General features: G+C 42.9%; 15 protein-coding genes. 1 reads left to right on the plus strand and 14 read right to left on the minus strand.

Annotated features, from left to right (window positions below; translation table 11 throughout):
* Positions 1 to 129: 129 nt before the first annotated feature.
* From AC4HAN_RS00520 to AC4HAN_RS00560, 9 genes are all read right to left on the minus strand, one after another.
* Entirely contained in the window at positions 130 to 4,374 is a 4,245-nt protein-coding gene (locus AC4HAN_RS00520; RefSeq protein WP_491090489.1) for a glycoside hydrolase family 70 protein, read from the minus strand.
* 209 nt (positions 4,375 to 4,583) lie between these two features.
* Complete coding sequence (gene trmFO, locus AC4HAN_RS00525; RefSeq protein ID WP_491090490.1) at positions 4,584 to 5,918, minus strand: methylenetetrahydrofolate--tRNA-(uracil(54)-C(5))-methyltransferase (FADH(2)-oxidizing) TrmFO; 1,335 nt, start codon at positions 5,916 to 5,918, stop codon at positions 4,584 to 4,586.
* 221 nt (positions 5,919 to 6,139) lie between these two features.
* The gene (topA, locus tag AC4HAN_RS00530; RefSeq protein ID WP_491090491.1) at positions 6,140 to 8,257 is read right to left on the minus strand and encodes a type I DNA topoisomerase; all 2,118 of its coding nucleotides are present in this window, start codon (positions 8,255 to 8,257) and stop codon (positions 6,140 to 6,142) included.
* 89 nt (positions 8,258 to 8,346) lie between these two features.
* A complete protein-coding gene (gene dprA / locus AC4HAN_RS00535) occupies positions 8,347 to 9,195 on the minus strand; it encodes a DNA-processing protein DprA (protein ID WP_491090492.1) in 849 nt (282 codons plus the stop codon).
* A gap of 400 nt (positions 9,196 to 9,595) precedes the next feature.
* Positions 9,596 to 10,144, minus strand: a complete 549-nt coding sequence (locus tag AC4HAN_RS00540) for a sugar O-acetyltransferase (protein ID WP_491090493.1) — start codon at positions 10,142 to 10,144, stop codon at positions 9,596 to 9,598.
* Between the two features lie 55 nt (positions 10,145 to 10,199).
* Positions 10,200 to 10,970 (minus strand): ribonuclease HII, encoded by a 771-nt coding sequence (rnhB, locus tag AC4HAN_RS00545; RefSeq protein ID WP_491090494.1) that lies wholly within the window; start codon positions 10,968 to 10,970, stop codon positions 10,200 to 10,202.
* The gene (ylqF, locus tag AC4HAN_RS00550) at positions 10,957 to 11,808 is read right to left on the minus strand and encodes a ribosome biogenesis GTPase YlqF (RefSeq protein ID WP_491090496.1); all 852 of its coding nucleotides are present in this window, start codon (positions 11,806 to 11,808) and stop codon (positions 10,957 to 10,959) included. The genes rnhB and ylqF overlap by 14 nt, the downstream gene beginning before the upstream one ends.
* A gap of 280 nt (positions 11,809 to 12,088) precedes the next feature.
* Positions 12,089 to 13,420, minus strand: a complete 1,332-nt coding sequence (locus AC4HAN_RS00555) for an NtaA/DmoA family FMN-dependent monooxygenase (protein WP_491090498.1) — start codon at positions 13,418 to 13,420, stop codon at positions 12,089 to 12,091.
* Between the two features lie 2 nt (positions 13,421 to 13,422).
* Positions 13,423 to 14,403 (minus strand): NAD(P)H-dependent flavin oxidoreductase, encoded by a 981-nt coding sequence (locus AC4HAN_RS00560; RefSeq protein WP_491090499.1) that lies wholly within the window; start codon positions 14,401 to 14,403, stop codon positions 13,423 to 13,425.
* Positions 14,404 to 14,520: 117 nt separating this feature from the next.
* Between AC4HAN_RS00560 and AC4HAN_RS00565 the strand changes: the two genes are divergently transcribed.
* Positions 14,521 to 15,072, plus strand: a complete 552-nt coding sequence (locus AC4HAN_RS00565; protein WP_491090500.1) for a TetR/AcrR family transcriptional regulator — start codon at positions 14,521 to 14,523, stop codon at positions 15,070 to 15,072.
* A 125-nt stretch (positions 15,073 to 15,197) separates the two neighbouring features.
* On the opposite strand, the gene AC4HAN_RS00570 is transcribed toward AC4HAN_RS00565, so the two are convergent.
* The 5 genes from AC4HAN_RS00570 to cls form a co-directional block, all read right to left on the minus strand.
* Positions 15,198 to 15,644: an OsmC family protein gene (locus AC4HAN_RS00570; protein ID WP_491090501.1), complete on the minus strand. Its 447-nt coding sequence runs from the start codon at positions 15,642 to 15,644 to the stop codon at positions 15,198 to 15,200.
* A gap of 375 nt (positions 15,645 to 16,019) precedes the next feature.
* Complete coding sequence (locus tag AC4HAN_RS00575) at positions 16,020 to 16,358, minus strand: ATP cone domain-containing protein (RefSeq protein ID WP_491090502.1); 339 nt, start codon at positions 16,356 to 16,358, stop codon at positions 16,020 to 16,022.
* Between the two features lie 208 nt (positions 16,359 to 16,566).
* The gene (dapA, locus tag AC4HAN_RS00580) at positions 16,567 to 17,448 is read right to left on the minus strand and encodes a 4-hydroxy-tetrahydrodipicolinate synthase (RefSeq protein ID WP_491090503.1); all 882 of its coding nucleotides are present in this window, start codon (positions 17,446 to 17,448) and stop codon (positions 16,567 to 16,569) included.
* A 40-nt stretch (positions 17,449 to 17,488) separates the two neighbouring features.
* Positions 17,489 to 18,565: an aspartate-semialdehyde dehydrogenase gene (locus AC4HAN_RS00585; protein WP_491090504.1), complete on the minus strand. Its 1,077-nt coding sequence runs from the start codon at positions 18,563 to 18,565 to the stop codon at positions 17,489 to 17,491.
* Between the two features lie 409 nt (positions 18,566 to 18,974).
* Positions 18,975 to 20,510 (minus strand): cardiolipin synthase, encoded by a 1,536-nt coding sequence (gene cls / locus AC4HAN_RS00590; protein WP_491090505.1) that lies wholly within the window; start codon positions 20,508 to 20,510, stop codon positions 18,975 to 18,977.
* Between the last annotated feature and the right edge of the window lie 139 nt (positions 20,511 to 20,649).

A 20,649-nucleotide genomic window follows, 5' to 3' on the forward strand; every position in this document is an offset into this window, starting at 1 on the left:
TTTTGGATACCTTTATTCTATATCAAAAAAGACACCCAAGCCTTACACTTGGATGTCTTAATCTTACATAATTGTAAGGTTAATCAGAACGGTCTGATAAAATGGGCTTGCACTGCTTCTGCTCATTTCTTAAAAGAACGGATAAAAGAAATGATAGAGATTGCCAAAGGTATTGTAACCACGGCTGATACGATATTGACTGCGGAAGGCATCTCTCTGCCGTGAGAGACCTCCGTGACGGTATTGATGATTACGGTCAAAATAGAATCTGCGATTGTTAATGGTATTCCAGCCGGTTACAGCATAGCCATTATTATCGAAATAGTACAGTCTGCCATCAGACGTTCTGACATAACGGTTGCGGATCTGATCACCTGAGTCAGCATCGTAGTAACTGAGATGCCCGTAGCGATCCGTGATAAACTCACCCTTAGCCTGAACACCGTTAGCTTTGAAGTAGAGGTGCTGTCCGTTGATTGTTTGAGCACCTGTTACGGCAACACCGTTGGCACCAAAGTAGAACCATTGGCCTTGAGCATTGCGGACAAAGCGATTAGTAATTAGATCACCTGAATCAGCATCATAGTAACTCAAGCGGCCGTAGCGATCCGTGATAAACTCACCCTTAGCCTGAACACCGTTAGCTTTGAAGTAGAGGTGCTGTCCGTTGATTATTTGAGCACCTGTTACGGCAACACCGTCAGCACCAAAGTAGAACCATTGGCCTTGAGCGTTTCTGACGAAGCGATTAGTGATTTGATTACCGGAGTTTTGATCAAAGTACCTTACTTCACCATCTTTTGTAGTAACAAATTCACCTTTGACTTGGAAGCCGGAAGCATCATAGTATTGAACAGCACCATCAACCTCAGTCAGTCCGACTGCCATGACACCATCTTTGAAATAACGCCATTGTTGGCCGAAGAGATAATATCCGTTCTCATAACGTTTACCGTCGTTGCCGTAATAAGACAGAACCTGATTGCCGTTGTCATAGATAGCATCTCTTAACTGCACACCGTTTGGCAGGAAGTAGTAATTGTCGCCGTCTATAACCTGAACACCGGTTACCATGTAACCGTCAGCATCGAAGTAATACCAGTTATCCCCTTCACTGATAAAGACAGCTTTAGCCTGATTGCCGCTGGTTGAATAATAGATATAACCCTTGCCGTCATAGACGAAGCCGCTTGGACTTTCCTGATTCAGCAATTGTTTTGGCAAAAAGAGATGATCCTCATCAAGGCTGAAGTAAGTATTGGTTGCCTGATCTTTCAAGACATAACCGGCACCGCGTCCAAGAATATTGGTACCGTTGAAATATTTAGCAGACCATTGCTTGATTTTCACCGACGGATCCATGGGTAGACCGGTTGAAATTTGTTTTCTGGCAAATAATTCAGGGTATTTAGCCTGAAGTTCATCTAAAAATTCACCGCCGTATTTAGCCTGCTGGTCATTTCCTGAACTCTTGCTGTCAACTACATAAAGGCTTTCTTTGATTTGAGATCCTGAAACAGGATTGCCGTATTTGTCAACACGCGTTACTGAAACAACTTCTTTTTCAGGGAAAGCGTACATTTGATCCGGCACCCAGTCAGCCATGACTTTGATTCCCTTGCTGTGAAGAGCTTTAATAGCATTGACAAGGTCATCAGCTGTACCGTATTTATTAGCTTTTGAAATACCTAAATCATAACGGTCGGTAAAAGCGTAACCGTTTTGGATAACAGAGTCAAGGAAGCTTCCGTCAGTAGATGAGACATATTGCGGCGCCATCTCAAAATCAGTAATTCCCCATTCAGCAAATTTGTCTGCATTTTTAGCAATAACAACGTTGGTGTACTCTTCTCTTGTTGTGGCAAATGCTTGGAAGTTAGAGAAGCCTTCAAACATGACACGTGAATCAAGAGCGGCATTTTGGTGAATAGACTTGCCGTCTGTTGCGGCTGTCTCGCTAGGAGCAACACGGATATCTTGGTCATCACTTGCACCTACCGGTACCCAAACAGCTAAATAGCCTGATACTTGAGGATTGGCATAGCCCTTGATGTCGTTAGCTGTAAAGATCAATTCCCCGTTTTCATTGGTATAGCGGACAAGCGCTGCTGCTTCTTGGTCGGTGTTATAGGTTGCAACACCATTGTCCGTTGTCAAAATCAAAGGACGGTAAGCTTGGTTTTTATGAGCTGCGCCCATATTGATTACCAAGCGTTCATCCTGATTGAGACGAAGACTTGGCTGATTAGCTTCAATAACGGCAATACCTGACTGACGCGTTAATTGGTCGCCTGTTTCAGTGGCAGTCATTGCACCTTTACCGTAGCGAACAGATGTCAGAACAGTTTGATCCCATTTTGTACGGTCAGTATTAGCAAGGTAGTTCACTTTCATGCTTTGGCCGCCGGAAACGTATTTAATACGAGCTTTCAAAAGACTTTCGATGGCATCAAAATTAATAGTTTTGTTAGCCATGTATTGACCGTCATCAGTAAACATATCTCCATAATAAATACGCGGAACACTGGATTTATTGGTCAAAATCAGGGCATAAGAAAGAGCCGTATTGTAGTGAGTATACTTCTTATTGGTTGCTTTCAGATCATCGTTGTAAATCTTGAAGGCTTTTTCAATTTCTTCTTCTGTGAATGAATATCCAAATGAATTTGGATTGATTTCAGCCTTGATGATATCACGAATCAGATCCTGCACTTCACTGTCATGAGCACGTACAAAGGAATAAGACGGAATCTCAGCTGTTTCAGCACTGTCATTTGTACGGTCAACCAAGCTGTTGGTAACCAAGGGTTCAAGACCTGAACGAACATTTAAAGGCCGTGCCAATGACCAAATGAAAGACAAACGGAGCTTATTGTCCATATTGATCATGTTATCGCCATCATCATGCAGATATGGAGTATCGTTATCGCTCCAGGCTTCTAAAATAGACAAGTGGTCATTAGCGTTTTTGTCACTCTTATTGATCCCTTGGACATATTTTAAATAGTCGCCGGCAATCTGAAGCAAGTCAGCATCAACATTGTCCACGGCATCAACACGGATAGAGTCAAAATTGGCATCAGGATCATTTGCATAAATAGAACCAAAGTTCATCAAGAAATGCAGCCAGTTCAATTGCTCTGCCTGAACAACTGGGTTAGAATTATCGACGTCATTAGCCAGCAGGAATTCATAGCCGCCGATAGTCGGATCGGCTGTATAGCGCGGATCTTTTTGACCGGTTTGATTAGTCGGTGTGCGGTTCAAAATGCGGTAAGCAGAGTCCGCATACGGTGTCAATGAGCTTTCGTTATCATAAAGCAAAGCACCGTTTTGCAAGTGATCATCAAACGGTTTTTCACTGTCACTGTTCCAGGCTGACTGTGTTTTAACAAAAGCAGAGATTGTCTCACGCAGCCATTGTGTATTTTGCGTAACAGAAATCTTTTCTTCAATCTTAGCTTGAACCATCTGTGCAGCTAAATTCAGCTCTGCCTGACTGGCTGAATCACTGTAAGTTTTATCAAGTCCAAGCTGGCTGCTCATATAATTAACGTATTGACGCTGTACTTCTTTATCCGGCCACCAAGTCATCAAAAGCGGACGAAAATCATCTTGTTCTGATTCAGTCCAAGTCACGCCGTCTTTTAAGATGTATTTAGGACGGTACCAAGATTCCGCAGTCAAATAGTTATCAATTTGTTCAAAGTTTTCAGCCGCAGTGCTGTATACTTGATTGTATTTAGCAAAAGAATTTTCAGCGGCCGCCGAAGAAGATTCTGCAGCAACCTTGACACTTGATGTATCGGTATAAGCACCGGTTTCATCGAAATACAAGGTTTTTCCGTTGACAGCTACTGTGTAATTTTTTTGAACAGACCCGTCAGCATTATAATAGTAATACTTACCATTAACTTTCTTGACATTGGCCATACCTTCAAGAACTTTGACATCAGCAGAAGTATCTGCTGCTTGTGCCGGACGGCTGACAGCATCACGTGCTGTCTCAGCAGGATTTGTCTGTACTGCGGTCCAGCTTTGTTCTTTTTGAGCACTTGTTTGTGCCTGAGTTGTTGCGTTTACCGCCTGAGTCTGATTTTCAGCAGAAGTAACAAGGGTATCAGCAGCTGTTGTTTGTGCCGGACTTGTAACTTCTTGGTTAGCTGTAACATCATCAGCAGATGTTACAGCAGATTCTTCTGCCGTGGTAACAACATTGGCATTTGAATCCGTTGAGGGACTGACTGTTTCAGCTGACTCTGCCTTGACCAGCCCGCCTGACAGCGCTGCTAAAGTCATCATTGCTGATGCAACAGAAACGGTTACCCATCTTTTTTTAACTTTGCGCAATTTATAATGCACTTTCTTGTCCATTAGGAACCTCCCAAATTAAGATGTTTTTTCACAAAACGTCATTATTGTAACACTTTTCTAATCAAAAAACAACGATTATCATTTTATATTAAAAATGTAAACATTTTCAAATTTTTTCAACATTTTTTGAAAAGCAGGTACATAAGCCCATCATAAAAGGGTTGAGACTGTCAGCCTTAACCCTTTAAAAACCACAGCAATGAATCATGTTAAATAACGATGAAATCAGTTAATACCTGAAGTGAACGCTGAGCGATTTTTTCATAACGTTCTTTTTTATCACGGATGCGCGGGCCTTCCAATTCCTTAATAATACCAAAGTTAATATTCATGGGCTGAAAATGCTTGCTGTCAGTATGCGTAATGTAATGCGGCAGAGCCCCAATGGCAGTTGTCTGAGGAAAGACTACTGCTTCTTCTTTTTTCAAGCGGCGGACAGCATTGATACCGGCAACAAGCCCAGATGCGGCAGACTCTACATAGCCTTCAACTCCTGTCATTTGGCCCGCAAAGAAAAGATTTGGATTTTGGCGTGTTGCAAAAGTAGGTTCTAAAAGATTGGGAGAATCCATATAAGAATTGCGGTGCATAACACCATAGCGCACAAATTCTGCTTTTTCAAGCCCCGGGATCATCTGAAAGACACGTTTTTGTTCTCCCCATTTCAGATGTGTCTGGAAGCCGACAATATTATAAAGACTTCCGGCCGCATTGTCCTGACGGAGCTGTACAACTGCATAAGGCGTTTTATAGTCACCATCACGAGGTCCTTTATAATCATCCGGATATTCCAGACCGACAGGCTTCATAGGACCGTAAAGCATGGTTTTAATGCCTCGCTTAGCCATGACTTCAATAGGCATGCAGCCCTCAAAATACTTTTCCTTTTCAAAAGAATTAAGCGGTGCTTCTTCTGCTGTTATTAGAGCCTCATAAAAAGCCATAAACTCTTCCTTAGTCATCGGACAGTTGAGATAGGCTGCTTGACCCTTGTCATAGCGCGATTTGAGATAGACTTTTTCCATGTCAATAGAATTTTTATCAACAATCGGTGCAGCCGCATCGTAAAAGTAAAAACCATCACCGCCGTTGAGTGCGTGAATTTTCTCAGCCAAAGCATCGCTTGTTAAAGGACCGGTGGCGATAACTGTAACCGCATCCTCGGGAATTTCTGTGATCTCATCACGTATAACTTCAACAAGAGGATGATTCATGACCTCATCTGTCACCTTTTGCGAAAAACCATCACGATCCACCGCTAAGGCTCCGCCTGCAGGCACACGGGTACTTTCCGCTGCTCGCATAATAACAGAATCTAAGCGCCGCATTTCTTCTTTCAAAAGTCCAACCGCATTGGTCAAACTGTCGCCGCGCAGAGAATTGGAACACACCAGCTCTGCAAATTTATCCGTTTTATGCTGCGGCGTAGATTTAACACCGCGCATTTCATAAAGTTTGACAGGAACTCCGCGTTTAGCAATCTGATAAGCTGCCTCGCTTCCTGCAAGTCCTGCACCGATAACATTGATGTAAGATTGAGACATAGCACTAATACCTCTTGGGAACACGGACAGTGCTGCCATCACAGCTCCAAATATTTAGCCGATGGTGCAGCGCAATTTCTTGTTCCCTCAAATCTTTCTATAAAGTAATATATGTTATTATACCATATTTAAAACCTGCTTGGGCCGCTGCTTTCAGGCAGACAGGTGCAGAAAAGCAGCAAAAAAGTTTGCATAATTTTTCTTATGCAAACTTTTTTGAGCTATTTAATAATTTTTTCCTTATAATCACAGGCTTCGCTGCTGCAGATAACCTGTTTTCCGCCGCCGCGAACTTTTTTCTCAACCAGGAAGTCTCCCGATTTAGGGCAGTTCCGGCCGACTGGTTTATCCCATGATGTAAATTCACATTCCGGATAGCGGTCGCAGCCGTAAAAGATACGGTTGCGTTTTGTTTTACGCTCAATCACCTGACCCTTACTGCAAAGCGGACAGGTAACGCCGATTTCTTTGGTAATGGCTTTAGTGTTATGACATTCAGGGAAGTTGCTGCAGGCGTAAAATTTGCCATAGCGGCCTAATTTAATAACCATTGGATGTCCACAGACATCGCAGTCAAAACCTGCAGGCTCATCCTTGATTTGAATCTTTTCAATTTCTGTTTCAGCCTTGGCAAGCTCTTTTTCAAAAGGCTTGTAAAAACTATCAATAACCTTCTGCCACTGCTCATGACCTTCTTCTACTTGGTCGAGCTTCCCTTCCATCTCGGCTGTAAATTTGACATCTACAATATCCGGGAAAAATTCAAGAATCAAACCATTGACAATCTCACCGAGTTCGGTTGGTTCAAAGCGCTTCGCTGCGAGTTTGACATAATAACGTTTTTGAATCGTCTCAAGAGTCGGTGCATAGGTAGACGGCCGGCCAACGCCATTTTCTTCCAGAGTTTTAATGAGCGTCGCTTCAGAATAGCGGGCAGGCGGTTGGGTGAAATGCTGTTCAGGATTAGTTGAAACCTTCTTAACAGTGTCACCTTCTGCCATATCGGGAAGCATTTTATTTTTATCAGAGTCATTGTAGACAGCTAAGTAACCGTCAAATTTCACCTGACTGCCGTTAGCGGTGAAGCGGACACCGTTTTGTTCAAGGTTAACCTTCATGGTATCGAAAACAGCAGCCGTCATTTGACTGGCAACGAAGCGATTCCAAATAAGCGTGTAAAGCTTCAGCTGATCCTTGTCTAAGTATTTGGCAATAGATTCAGGTGTCTGGTTGACATTGGAAGGTCTAATGGCTTCGTGAGCGTCTTGAGCTCCGGACGCATTTCTGACGCGATTGCCGTGCTTTGCGTACTTATCTCCAAAATGCTCAGAAATAAAATTAGCGGCGTCACTTTGAGCAACCGGACTGATTCTGGTCGAATCTGTACGCATATAGGTGATAAGCCCCTGCTGGCCGCTGGAACCCAGTCTGATGCCTTCATAGAGCTGCTGAGCAACCATCATGGTCTTTCGTGTTCTGAAATTAATTTTATTGGCGGCATCCTGCTGCAGCGATGATGTGGTGTAAGGAAGCGGTGCATTGCGCTTGCGTTCCTTTTTTTCTACCTTACTGACAAGAAATTCATCACTTTTAATACGAGCCAGTATTTCCTTGACCGCTGCATTGTCTTTAAGTTTGACTTTTTTGCCATCAAGTCCATAAAAGCTGGCCTGAAATTTTTTGTTTCCTTTTTTAAAGAAGCCGTCAATACTCCAATATTCTTCCGGTTTAAAAGCCTTAATCTCATTTTCACGGTCAATAATAAGTTTCAAGGCAACGGATTGGACACGTCCTGCCGAAAGGCCTTTTTTGACCTTTTTCCATAAAATAGGTGAGATGGAGTAGCCGACAATTCTATCTAAAACACGGCGCGCCTGCTGGGCGTCAACAAGATTCATATCAATCTGACGCGGCTCAACAAAGGCATTTTTTACAGCATCTTTGGTGATTTCATTAAAAACAACACGGTTTTTCCCCTTGGGATCAAGGTCTAAAATATGGGCTAAATGCCAGGAAATAGCTTCCCCTTCACGGTCCGGGTCACTGGCCAGAAAAACCTGCTTGGCATTTTTGGCTTCTTTTTTCAGAGAATTGATTAAAGGACCTTTGCCGCGGATATTGATATATTGGGGTTCATAGTTATTGTCAAAATCAATGGACATGCTTGATTTTTTCAAATCACGGATATGCCCTACCGAAGCAACAACCTTGTATGACCGTCCAAGATATTTTTCAATCGTCTTTGCCTTGGCAGGGGATTCAACGATGACTAAATTCTTTTTAGATGCTGTCCTTTTTTTGCCTGTCTTTTTTGTTTTTACTGCAGTTTTACTTGTCAATATTCTACACTTCCTATAAGTTATAAACTCCTAGAATAATATATCATTTTTAGAATACTGTCAAGAACAAACTTTTTCTATAGGAAAACTTACTTTCTCAGCCCATACTCACTTAGGATATCCGTGCCTGATGCAATGCACTTGGCACCCTCCTGAATAAGGTGGTGGCAGCCGTCTGAGCGTCCGTCTAAAATATTGCCCGGAACAGCAAAAACATCCCGGCCTTCTTCCAGTGCCCGCTCGCAGGTAATCAGACTGCCTGAGCGTGTTTTTGCCTCTGCTACTACAACTCCTCGGGAAAGTCCGGCAATAATGCGATTGCGCTCCGGGAAATGGTATTTAAGCGGCTGACTCTTGGGCTCGTATTCTGATAGGATCAGATGATTTTTTGCAATATAACTTTGCAGCTGACGGTTCTCTTTTGGATAGTATCTATCCAATCCGGTACCGATGACGGCAATAGTCGCTCCGCCGTTTTTCAGGATGGCTAAATGTGCAGCAGTATCAATCCCGCGTGCCAGACCGCTGACAATAACAAAGCGATTGTCCAATTCACGCACAATTTTTTTAACGGAATCGACACCGGTTTTACCGGCATTCCGAGAACCAACTACAGCAAGTTTAGGTCTGCTCATGAGTTCCAAGTCTCCCTGATAAAACAAAAGAACAGGCGGGTTATAAATGTTTTTAAGTTCTAAAGGATATTCCTTATCCAAGATAGATAAAGACGGGAAACGATTAAACTCTTCACGCAGCTCTTTGCTTTTGAGATTTTTATAGTGCTCCATAAAAATCAACGGCTCCTTACATTTGGAAACAACTGCCATATCACGCAAAGACAGAGATTTTTCTTTCTTTTTCTGATAAGCAAGAATATTTAAGATATTAAGGTTGGTCAGCCCCGCTTTTTTTAGTTTAAATAGTTGAAAATTATCCATTTTATACCTCGCTATTTAAACTATTCGAAAAAGGAGTGGGAAAGAACCTAAAAATTGAAAATTTTGGTTCTCACCACTCCCTAGTTTCAAGGTGGTGACCTGAAACGGTCTCTCCCCAGACCGTTTCACTCCCACCCCCGCACAGCTCAAAAGGTCTGGGGGACCTTTTGAGGTTGGAAATAAGATGAACGATGTTCATCACATTTGTTTAGGTTTTCCGCTTTGGCCTTGTGGCAAAAGCAAAGCCAGCCAGCAGTGGTTCATTGGTGCTCAAGCACCTAATGAACTATGCAGGGGTAAGACTTCTTGGCCTAGCCAACAAGTCTTACTCCCAACCACTGCGTCAAGAGCTTATTCCAAAACAGGAATATTGGGCGAGTTTTTACACCGCCTCTTAAGATTATAATTTTTTAATAATTCTTGCAGGATTGCCAGCAATCAAAACATTGTCACCAAATGACTTTGTGACAACACTTCCTGCTCCGACAACAACATTATCACCCAAGCTGACGCCTGGTAAAACAGTTGCTCCGCCGCCTATCCACAGGTTGTCGCCGATTGTAATCGGAGCACCGTATTCCAGACCGGAAATACGTTTTTTGGCATCCAGCGGATGCAGAGGGGTTAACAGCTGAACATTGGGACCGATCATCGCATTGTCACCGATACGAATCTCGCAGACGTCAAGAAAGGTACAGTTGAAATTAGCATAGAAATTTTCGCCAACATGGATATTGCAGCCATAATCACAGGCAAAACGAGGCTCAACCATAATGTTGCTGCCGGTCATTCCCAGCCAGTCTTTGAGCAGTTCCTGGCGCTTGCTGCGGTCAAGCTCACTATTAAAGACCGCCATTTTTTCACGCGCTGCTAACCGCAGCTGTTTCAATTCGGCGTCACCTGCATCATAGAGCTGCCCGGCCAGCATTTTCTCTTTTTCTGTCATCATGTTGCTCCCTTATTTCTCATAACTACCCACGAAAACAGCTATTTCTTAAAGGCAGCTATTGTTGATGTATCATACTCTTAACCGGCTCAAAACTTTGCCGGTGAAGCGGAGTTACTCCTCTTTCCTGCAGCCCCTTTAAATGTTCCTTGGTACCGTAGCCGGCATTTTGAGCAAACCCATAACCCGGAAATTCCTGATCGCAGGCTGTCATCATACGGTCACGCGTAACCTTAGCAACAATAGAGGCCGCTGCAATAGAGAGTGATTTGGCGTCTCCTTTGATAAGCGAGGTTTGAGAAATGTCAGTACTAAGTTCCATCGCATCTATCAACAGATGCTGGGGCCGAACAGAAAGCTTCTCTAATGCCTCCAACATGGCTAATTTAGTTGCTTCATAAATATTGACTTGATCAATCACACGGTTTGACTGACTGCCAATGCCTATAGCAACAGCATGTTTGACAATATCATTGTACACAGCCTCATGCTTAGATTTTGGAATTTTTTTGCTGTCATTAAGCCCTCTTATCTTACACTCAGGCGGTAAAATAACAGCGGCAGCAACAACAGGACCTGCCAAAGGACCTCGGCCAACTTCATCAATTCCGGCTATAAGCTGACACCCGTTTTCATAAAGCAGCTTTTCATAAGTTAGCATGCGCTCCAAACGTTCATTCTCGGCTTTTTCGGCCTGAATCTGTTTTTGCCGCTGCCTTACTGCCTGCTGAACACCAGAACGCTGATCTAGCATCAAAGCTCTAAAAACGGCATCATCCAAGCTGTCAATACCAGCTAATTGCTCTTTGATTTCTTTAATCGTCGCCATCCAAATCACTGACCTTATCTAATGTATATCTGCCAAATTTACCATCACGGACTTCCTTGACAAAAAGAGAATAAAACCGATCGTAATCATCTCGAAATCCCAGCTTTTGTGTCAAAGACATGATCATCTCAGGTGCTTCTTCGTTTAAATCAATTTCCTTGAAACGCTCCTTCAAACGTTCGGGATAGTTTTCTTTAAAATAATTGAGACCAAAAATAGTAACTTCATCCATGGGCAGAAGATTATCTTTGATTGCCCCTGTCAAGGCCAATTTAAGCCCTACCGTTTCGTCTTCAAACTTCGGCCAGAGAATACCGGGCGTGTCTAAAATTTCTAAATCCTTGTTAGATTTAAGCCACTGCTGACCTTTTGTAACTCCCGGTTTATTGCCGACTACGGCTATTTTTTTACCGGCCAGGCGATTCATCAGAGTTGATTTTCCGACATTGGGAATGCCGATAATCATCGTCCGCAAGGTTTCTTTTTGGATGCCGCGCTCACGCAGTTTGGCAAGTTTAGCGGCCATCAATTGCTTCGCTGCTTCGCCTACTTTTTTAACGGCACTTTGTTCTTTAGCATTAATAGCCAGAGTTTTAATTCCCTGATTTTCAAAATAATCTTGCCATTCTTTGGTACGGCTGCCATCTGCCAAATCTGCCTTGTTCAGAATCATGAGCTTAGGCTTATCCCCTACAATTTTAGTCAGCATAGGATTTTGACTGGAAAAAGGCAAACGGGCATCTACTAGAATCGTAACAAAATCAACATGTTTGATATTTTCCTGCACTTGCCGGCGGGCTTTAGACATGTGACCCGGAAACCATTGAATAGTAGCCATAGTGTGTTTTCTCCTTGTTTTATAAGCTTTTTGCAGCCTAGTTCATTATTTTTTTGATGTGTCGAGCAGTTATTGGGTAATATTGGAAGAGTGAAAGTATTTCTCGATGCTGTGTTCTATTTTACCATTTTTCTTGCGATTGTGCTTGCGGCTCACAGTATTCTTTGCACCCTTCCAGCAGAAAAACGATAGTTAATATATTTTAAAATACAAAGCAGTCACGCTATTGCGACTGCTTCCTTCTTGCTTATAAAATGCTGCACCAGAGAGGTCAAGAAACTCATTTTTCTTCTCTGATACTGTATTGGTAAGGAATTTCAAGATTTTCTCGCAGAGTTTCTCCTTCATAGTCTTTATGGAAGATACCTCGTTCTTGAAGAATCGGCACAACCTGTTCGACAAAGGCACGTACGCCATCGTGGGCAAGGTCTGGTACGATAGAGAAGCCATCTGTTGCACCAGCTTCAAACCACTCCTGTAAGAAGTCTGCTACATCTCTTGCCGTTCCAACGACTACAGGGTGATAATTGATGACACCGTGTGCCAGAGTATCAACTGGTGAGTAACCTTCTTTCAAAACCTCTAAGGCACGGAGCGAACGTGGATCATGCCTATTGGCACGCGCCATTTTCAGCCAGCTTTCCGGCAGTGGCTGATAAGGATCAATTTCTTGAAAGTTAAGACCAACCATAGCTCCAAGATAAGCAAGGCGCTGCGTCAATTCTTCCTTATCAAATTCCAGCACTGCCCGGCGGCGGGCAAGTGCCTCCTCCTTGCTGCCTGCAATGGTAAACATAAAGCCTGTAAAAACAGTGATATCATCAGCCGAGCGACCGTGAGCAACGGCACTTTCTCTCAAAATATCTCGATACTCTCGTGCTTCTTCAATAGTGAAAGGATTCGCATAGACACCAGAAGCAAACCGGCCGGCTAAACGCACCCCTTCAGGACTTGGACCAGCTTGGAAAATCGGCGGCTGGCCTTGCTCAGAGGGCGGAATAGGGAGAGGTCCTGCTGTTTGAACGTAGTCCCCCTTGTAGCGGAGAGGTTTGATTTGATTAACGTCTGCAAACTGGCCGGATTTCTTATCATGAAGATAAGCCTTTTCTCCCCAAGATCCCCAGAGTCCCTGGACAGCTTCAATCATCTCATGTGCCCGTCCATAACGCTCACGGATTGATTTCAAATGTGTCCCAAAATTTGCTGCTGTCGCTGGTGTTGATGTTGTAACGGCATTCCATCCCACACGGCCATGACTGATGACATCCAGTGCCTTTAAATGGCGGGCAAGATTGTAAAGCTCATTAAAAGTCGTTGAAAAGGTGCCGACAAGACCAATGTTTTTAGTAGCTCTTGCAACCGACGTCATTGCAACCAAGGAATCCATGGAATGCATAGGCGTGTCGCGGCTGATGTCGTTGGCAAGAGCAGGAGTATCTGCCATAAACAGGGCATGGATTTTACCTGCTTCAGCTAGCTGCGCCATCTCAACATAGAGATCCATATCCGTGTAAGCATCTGCTCTTGCTTCCGGCAAACGCCAGGTTTTAAATTCACCGCCGTAGCCTGACACCATCTGCAAGACAATTTTCATTTGTTTTTGCTTTGTCATACCTATACCAAATCCTCAATCCCAGACATGAGTTTATCCATGATTACCGCTACAGGTTCAATCTTGTCAATCATGGAAATGCCCAAACCAAAGGATGCAAAGCCCTTGCTGAGGTCTCCAAAGAGCATGCCGTCACGCATACCGTTATAGCCGCGCTGTACTTCAAAAATCTCTTCTTCACTGGCTCCTGCTTGGCTCATTTTCAAAAGTTTATCAGGAATTTCTCCCGGCAACGAGCGGTAATAAGCTGGGACTGTACGATAAAGCAAGAGAGCTGCAGCATCCGCTTTTAGCGCCATATCTTTGATATTTTGTGCCAAAATAGATTCTTCTGACATCATGAAAGCTGTACCGACATAGAGACCTTCTGCACCGAGAGCAAAGGCTGCGCGGGCAGTGCGCGCGTCAGCAATCCCACCAGCTGCCATCACCGGCACACGGCTTTTCGCAGCATCTACAATCATTGGAACGATTGAGAAAGTTCCGATAACCTTGGCGGGAACTGTACCGCCTTCGTCAAAGCCGGTCGCTACAATAATGTCTGCGCCGCCTTGAATGGCTTCTTCTGTATTTTCGGCAGTTGGTGTTTCCGCACGGAAAACAACCTTAATGCCTTTTTCTTTAAATTTAGCAGTCCAGTAAGCCGAAAACTCTCCCACCATAATAGCGACTTGGACATTCTCTTCAGTCATGAGGTCAAGCATCGGACCTGTAAACATATCGGTCAGCTCACTGCCCGGTGCTACATTAATGCCTAGCGGTTTGTCAGTAATCTGACGCGCAATGTGGATCTCACGGCGCATGTTTTCAATCGTTTCTTCGACAGTTGTCGCTGCCACTTTCTGACCGGCGCTGATGCCCAGTACCCCAAGGCCTCCTGCTGCACTGACTACACCGGCATAACTACCATTGGTCAGCCAAGCCAACGGTCCTTGAATGATTGGCTTTTCAATCCCCAGAATTTCTGTAATACGATTTGCCATTTGTTTTCTCGCTTTCTTTGTGGTATATTATTTATATTACAATTGTCATTTAAAATCGTCAATAAACAGCTTTAAACATTCTGTCACTTACATGACAGAAAAGAAAGGACTGTCACTTTGAAACAAGACCTACGCTTTGAAAAAACAGAAAAAGCCCTTCAAGAGGCCTTCCTGATCTTATTGCAAAGCAAAGATATCTCTAAGATATCTGTCAAGGAGCTGTGTGAGCTGGCACAGGTCTCTCGCAATGCTTTTTACCAACATTATGAGACAAAGGAGCATCTCTATGAAAGTATGCTTAAAGAGATTCTTCTTTCTATCGAAGAGGCCTGCCGGCCTCTCGTCAAAGACTTGACGACGATCACAGAAGCTGAAAGCCGGTTGTTTTTAGACAACATTCTCCTTGCTGTTGAACAGCACCGTTTTATTATTTACCGATTACTGACCAGCCAGCCTGCCGTTTTTTCAGCGGCTTTTCACGAGATGCTGGTCTCTGCCAATCTGCAGTCCGGTAATAGTATCGGAAGTGTACCTGACAGTTCCTATATACACATTTTCTCTGGAGGAATTGTTGCCTTTGTCAGCTATTGGCTGCTGCAAACCAGCCTCAGCCTTGAAGAAGCTCAGGAAAAGCTCTACGACGTTTTGGGGCAGCTTAAGACTGTTTAACTCTGGCTCACTGCTATATTACAAAAACGACCGCTCAATGACAAGCGGCCGTTTTTAGCAATAGTTAAAGACATCAGCTTTTTTGGCAAGTATTTAGCTGATTAGAAAATACAGCCAAAAACGATTTATCTGCTTTCTTTGACTGCTGCTGTTCGAATAACTTTGACGCCGTTTTGCAAGTTGTCACTTACCGGACAGCGCTGGTCCATAAAGTCAGAAAAAGCATCAATTTTGTCCTGAGGCTCTTCTGTCACAAAATGTGTTGAGTAACGAATTTCCTGAAAACCGTTGCGAGCATCAGACAGTCCCATAAAACCTTCCGGATCAAGATCGCCTTCAACTTCTATCCAAAATTCATCATAGCTGAAATTTTGGGATTCAGCAAACGACGCACAAACAATTGATTGGCAAGCACCAAAAGCACACAATAAAGCTTCGACAGGATTCATTCCTGTATTTGTTCCTCCAAGTTCTTCCGGTTCATCTAAGACAAATTTGAAACCACGTGCATCGGCTTCTACCTGCAAGCCGGATGCTGTTTTTTTAGCTGTAACTTTAAATGTTTCTAACATAGTTTTTGCCCTCCAGACAATTTTATAATTGATGTGCTTACCTAGCTTAATTATAGCGCTTTCAGCAATAATTAGCAATTATTCAGAAGCCGTGTTTTTGCACTATAAAAATCAGCTGTAAGCTCAGGCTTACAGCTGATTAATGATAAAACAAAGTCCTAAAACCAGATATAAGACAAAGCCCTTATTTCGTTTTTCTTTTATCATAAAGCAAAACCTCCTAAAGCCGCTTCACTTTTTTATTATAGCATGGAGCTTCTTTCCATTAGATTTTCTAACCGCATTTTAAATCTAACTTAAATAATATTTTTGTAAAAAAAAAGGACAAAATCAATTTCTTAGAGAATACTGATTTTGTCCTGAACTCTTCTTGTATTATTTGAGCTGTTCAAAATGCAAATGCACATTGATATGGTCGCCATAGCCGTTTCGTTCCAAATCGCGCTGAAGGCGGTAAGAAATATAATGTTCGGCAATATTGATATAACCGGCATCCAGCAAACGATGCTCCACCAAAGACTGAATCATACTGATTGTCGGACGCTCTATGTGAGCTTCTTCCAAATCAACGATAACCTTTTTTGTCACCTGTGCCAAGTCCTGACGCAAAGCATCATCTAATGCGTAAACCGTCTGAGCCGCTTTAAGGATAGCTTGATAAATTTTATCAGGATCAAAGTCAACAACCTGTCCGCTTCGTTTGGTAACTTGCATAGAAACCTCTTTCTAAAATTCGTTCAGCGCTTTTAACGTTTATATTATTATCTAAATTGTTTGACTAATTGTCAAGTCTTTTAACCTGAACAATCCCTTCTTCGGGTCAAAAGACAAAGCATGAAAAAGTTCTGATTCTTACAGCAAATCTATTAAACACTACTCTATCAAAGAACAAAGGGAAAGCAGAACGCTCCCCCTTAACTTTCTAATTTTCAACAATTTCAATAATACGTTTGGCTTCTTCTTCTGTACAAGCTACAAGCGGCAAACGCAGAGGCCCTGTTTCGAAGCCTTGATGATTAAGCACAGCTTTCACAGGAGCCGGACTGGCAACCGAGAAAAGTGCCTTCACTTTTGGCAGGAACCGGCGCTGAATCTGTGCAGCTTTTTTAATGTCACTGTTTCCAATCGCCTCAACCATATCAAACAGCTCATCGCCATTAGTATGCGCAGCCACACTGATAACACCGTCTGCTCCCAGATTAAGGGCATGGAAGGCTTCACCGTCTTCACCGGTATAAATCAAGAAATCATCTGGTTTGTTCTCAACTAAATATGCGATAGTATCAAGATCAGTACATTCTTTCACCCCGATGATATTGGGATGCTGAGCTAAGCGCAGCATGGTATCTGCTTCAAGCTTTGTAACCACACGTCCCGGAATATTATAAATAATAATGGGGAGATCACTGGCATCGGCAAGAGCTGTAAAATGCTGATACAGCCCCTCCTGAGTCGGCTTATTATAATACGGAACAATAGCGAGTCCGGCTGAGAACCCGCCGAATGCCGCAACTTCTTTAGCGAAATTAACAGAATCACGCGTATCGTTTGTTCCGACACCGGCAATCAAAGGCACCCGTCCTTTAACAATCTTTTGGACAGCATCAAACAACTCTAATTCTTCATCATGGGTAAGGGTCGGACTTTCAGCTGTCGTTCCAGCCAGAAGAAGCCCTTGGGTATGATGCGTAAGCAAGTGCTCAATAAGTTTTGGAAGAGCTGCAAAATTGATAGACCCATCTTCGTTAAACGGTGTCACAAGTGCTGTGATAATTTTGGCATCTTTAAAATCGGTAATTGACATAACCTCTCCCTTTCATTTGTGTAGCGATTAGCTTGCGGCTTTATTTGAGTTCAAACTTTAATTCGGCAGTAGGATGTACCACACCGCGGTCATGAAGACTTTCAGCAATCTGAACTGAATTCCAGGCCGCTCCTTTGAGCAGGTTATCCGAAACAACCCACATGTGAATGCCCTTTTCGACATCCAAATCTTTGCGAATACGGCCGACAAAAGTTTCACGCTTGCCGACAGCATTAACTGCCTGAGGATAAACCTGATGGTCAATGTCGTCTTCAAGAACTGCACCAGGAAACGCTGCAATGGCTGCTTTAACTTCTTCAATAGGCGCTGTTTCCTTTGTTTCAATATAGACAGACTCAGAATGCGAGAAAAGAACAGGAATACGAACACAGGTCGCTGAAACAGCAATAGAATCATCTTCCATGATTTTCTTGGTTTCGTTGGTCATCTTCATTTCTTCGTAAGTATAGTCATTGTCGGTAAACACATCGATTTGCGCCAGAGCGTTAAAAGCAATCGGATAGTGCTTTTTATCACCGCCGGACGGTAAAATATCTGCATGAAGATCCCTAGGTTCAACACCGTCATTAACAACTTCTTTGATTTCTCGGACAGTCTCATTGATAGCTGACTGACCTGCTCCCGATACAGCCTGATAAGTTGAAACAATAACCCGTTCAAGTCCCCATTTTTGACGGATAGGTTCCAAAGCCACCATCATCTGGATTGTTGAACAGTTAGGGCAGGCAATGATACCATTGTGTTCATCCATGGCATGAGCATTGACCTCAGGTACAACCAAAGGAACATCAGGATTTTGACGGAAATGGGATGTATTGTCCACAACTACTGCGCCAGCTTTAACTGCATAAGGAGCAAATTTAGCCGAAACAGAACCGCCGGCAGAAAAAAGCGCAATATCAACTCCTTTAAATGATTCTTCGGTTGTCAGCTCAACGGTAATGTCTTGTCCTTTATATTGCAAAACCTTGCCTGCAGAGCGCGATGATGACAAAAGACGCACTTTGTCAATCGGGAGCGTAGACTGCTCCAATTGTTGAATCATGCGAGTTCCAACGGCACCTGTAGCACCAACGACAGCAACTGTGTATCCCATAGTCTGATTTACCTCTTTGTTATTATTCGTTTAATAGGTTTAATTATACTACTTTTCAGTTAAAAATAAAACCCTGTAAAGGCTGAATTTGAAATAAAAGGAGCAAGATCAGCCATCTGAAAATCATAACTGCTGTCTCGATTCTGCATATAAAATTACTCTTTGGGCAAACTGACAGACTTCAACAGCTTTTTGTCTGCAGTTACCGATAACGGGAAATTGCAAACAAAAAGCCGGGATATCAAAATCCCGGCTTTAAAAGGCACCTTATCAAAAGATGTGACAAGCAGGTTCACACAGCTTGCCAAGATCCGCTCCTGCGTTATGATTTCCTTAGCGCGTGTGGCATAGCCACAATCGACTCATCGCATATATTTATTGTAACACAAGAATAGTGATTTGCCAAATTTTACAGAAGCGGAGCTACCAATTTAACAACGACACCAATTATTTTGGTAGAAATTTTCTCTTTTCTAAGAGTTGATCGCGTTACCCGTCTTGATTGCTTAAGTGTCTCCTGAAAATCCTTCTCTACATCAACGATGCAGTCTGTCTGATACATGTAGGTGGCACATTCAAAATGATGGTAGAGACTGCGATAATCAAGATTAATTGTTCCTACCACTGCTTTGATACCATCAGCTACAAAAACTTTGGCGTGCACAAAACCGGGTGTAAATTCGTAAATCTTAACCCCTGCATCCAGCAGAGCGGGAAAATAGCGTTTTGCCAAAGCATAAGGTACCTTTTTATCAGGAATACCCGGCATAATAATTTTGACATCAACACCGCGTTCTGCAGCGAATTTCAGGGCATGCTCTAATTCGCTGTCCAAAATAAGGTAGGGGGTCATAATATGGACGTAGTCTCTGGCTTGATTAAGGATATCAATATAGACATTTTCCCCCACTTTTTCATGATCAAGCGGTGAGTCGCTGTAAGGAATGACATAGCCATTTGCCGCCACCTTATACGAATTCTTCACATAAGGCTCAAAATAATAATCCTTATTGGTCGTGGACCACATCTGCAAAAACATCAAAGTGAAAGAAGCTACTCCCTCTCCTTCCAGCATAACAGCCGTATCTTTCCAATAGCCAAAGCGGTTAATATGATTGATGTATTCGTCTGCAAGATTTATTCCGCCATTAAAGGCAACCTTGTTGTCAATAACTAAAATCTTGCGGTGATCACGATAGTTATAATAGGTAGACACAAAAGGTGAAATAGGAGAAAATACCTTAGCGTTTATTCCGATTTTCTTCAGCCTTTTGACATAGTCAAAAGACAAGGTTGACAGCTCCAGCATGCCGTCATACATGACACGGACCTCCACGCCTTCTTTGGCTTTTTGTTCTAAGATGGAGAGAATCTCTCCCCACATCAGACCTTCAGCGATAATAAAATATTCTAAAAAGATAAATTTCTCTGCTTTTAGGAGCTGTTTTTTCATCTCTTCAAATTTCGACTCTCCATCAGGAAAATAGGTGACCTTGGTATTTTCGTAGACAGGAAAACCGCCGCTTCGGTGAAGATACTGAGCTAGATTATAGGTTCTGGCATGGCTCTCCTTCAGCCGGTCCAGAATTTCCTGATCATGCTGAAAATAAGGTTTAATCGCCTGAGTTGACTTTTTCATAAGCGTTTTCAGCTCTCGATAGCCCCAATCCTGCTTCGTATAAATCAAAAACAGTGTCCCTAGAAACGGAAAAGGCAGAATAACCAAAAGCCAAGTAATGATAGAAAGCGTATCCATCTGACTGTTAACCAGATAAAGCACGGCTCCTGTCATTAAAATGACTTCTAAAATTTCCAAGTGCAGTCTGTAATGACCGAACCAGAGAAATGTGGACAGCAGCAGAAAAATTTGAATCAGAAATAGAATAATAATAATTGTTGCTCGGCTAAAAACCCCTCTTAAAAGTCCTTTTCGGCCCTTTTTCAATAACCTTTTGGCTGTATTGTTACTACTGATAACATAAACCTCCTTAGATGATTATCAAGCTTATTATATCATAAAAACCCCTGTCTTAAAAAAGACAATTCCTGCAAAAATGACTTGTGAACAAAGCCAAAGCTTGAGT

It is taken from the genome of Streptococcus sp. ELY_86 (assembly GCF_058314495.1).

Coding starts and splice junctions, on each gene's coding strand:
- trmFO (WP_491090490.1), bottom strand. CDS start 5,918: ATGTCTCAATCTTACATCAATGTTATCGGTGCAGGACTTGCAGGAAGC.
- AC4HAN_RS00520 (WP_491090489.1), bottom strand. CDS start 4,374: ATGGACAAGAAAGTGCATTATAAATTGCGCAAAGTTAAAAAAAGATGG.
- AC4HAN_RS00555 (WP_491090498.1), bottom strand. CDS start 13,420: ATGACAAAGCAAAAACAAATGAAAATTGTCTTGCAGATGGTGTCAGGC.
- AC4HAN_RS00540 (WP_491090493.1), bottom strand. CDS start 10,144: ATGATGACAGAAAAAGAGAAAATGCTGGCCGGGCAGCTCTATGATGCA.
- AC4HAN_RS00560 (WP_491090499.1), bottom strand. CDS start 14,403: ATGGCAAATCGTATTACAGAAATTCTGGGGATTGAAAAGCCAATCATT.
- AC4HAN_RS00575 (WP_491090502.1), bottom strand. CDS start 16,358: ATGCAAGTTACCAAACGAAGCGGACAGGTTGTTGACTTTGATCCTGAT.
- rnhB (WP_491090494.1), bottom strand. CDS start 10,970: ATGGCGACGATTAAAGAAATCAAAGAGCAATTAGCTGGTATTGACAGC.
- ylqF (WP_491090496.1), bottom strand. CDS start 11,808: ATGGCTACTATTCAATGGTTTCCGGGTCACATGTCTAAAGCCCGCCGG.
- dprA (WP_491090492.1), bottom strand. CDS start 9,195: ATGGATAATTTTCAACTATTTAAACTAAAAAAAGCGGGGCTGACCAAC.
- AC4HAN_RS00585 (WP_491090504.1), bottom strand. CDS start 18,565: ATGGGATACACAGTTGCTGTCGTTGGTGCTACAGGTGCCGTTGGAACT.
- dapA (WP_491090503.1), bottom strand. CDS start 17,448: ATGTCAATTACCGATTTTAAAGATGCCAAAATTATCACAGCACTTGTG.
- AC4HAN_RS00570 (WP_491090501.1), bottom strand. CDS start 15,644: ATGTTAGAAACATTTAAAGTTACAGCTAAAAAAACAGCATCCGGCTTG.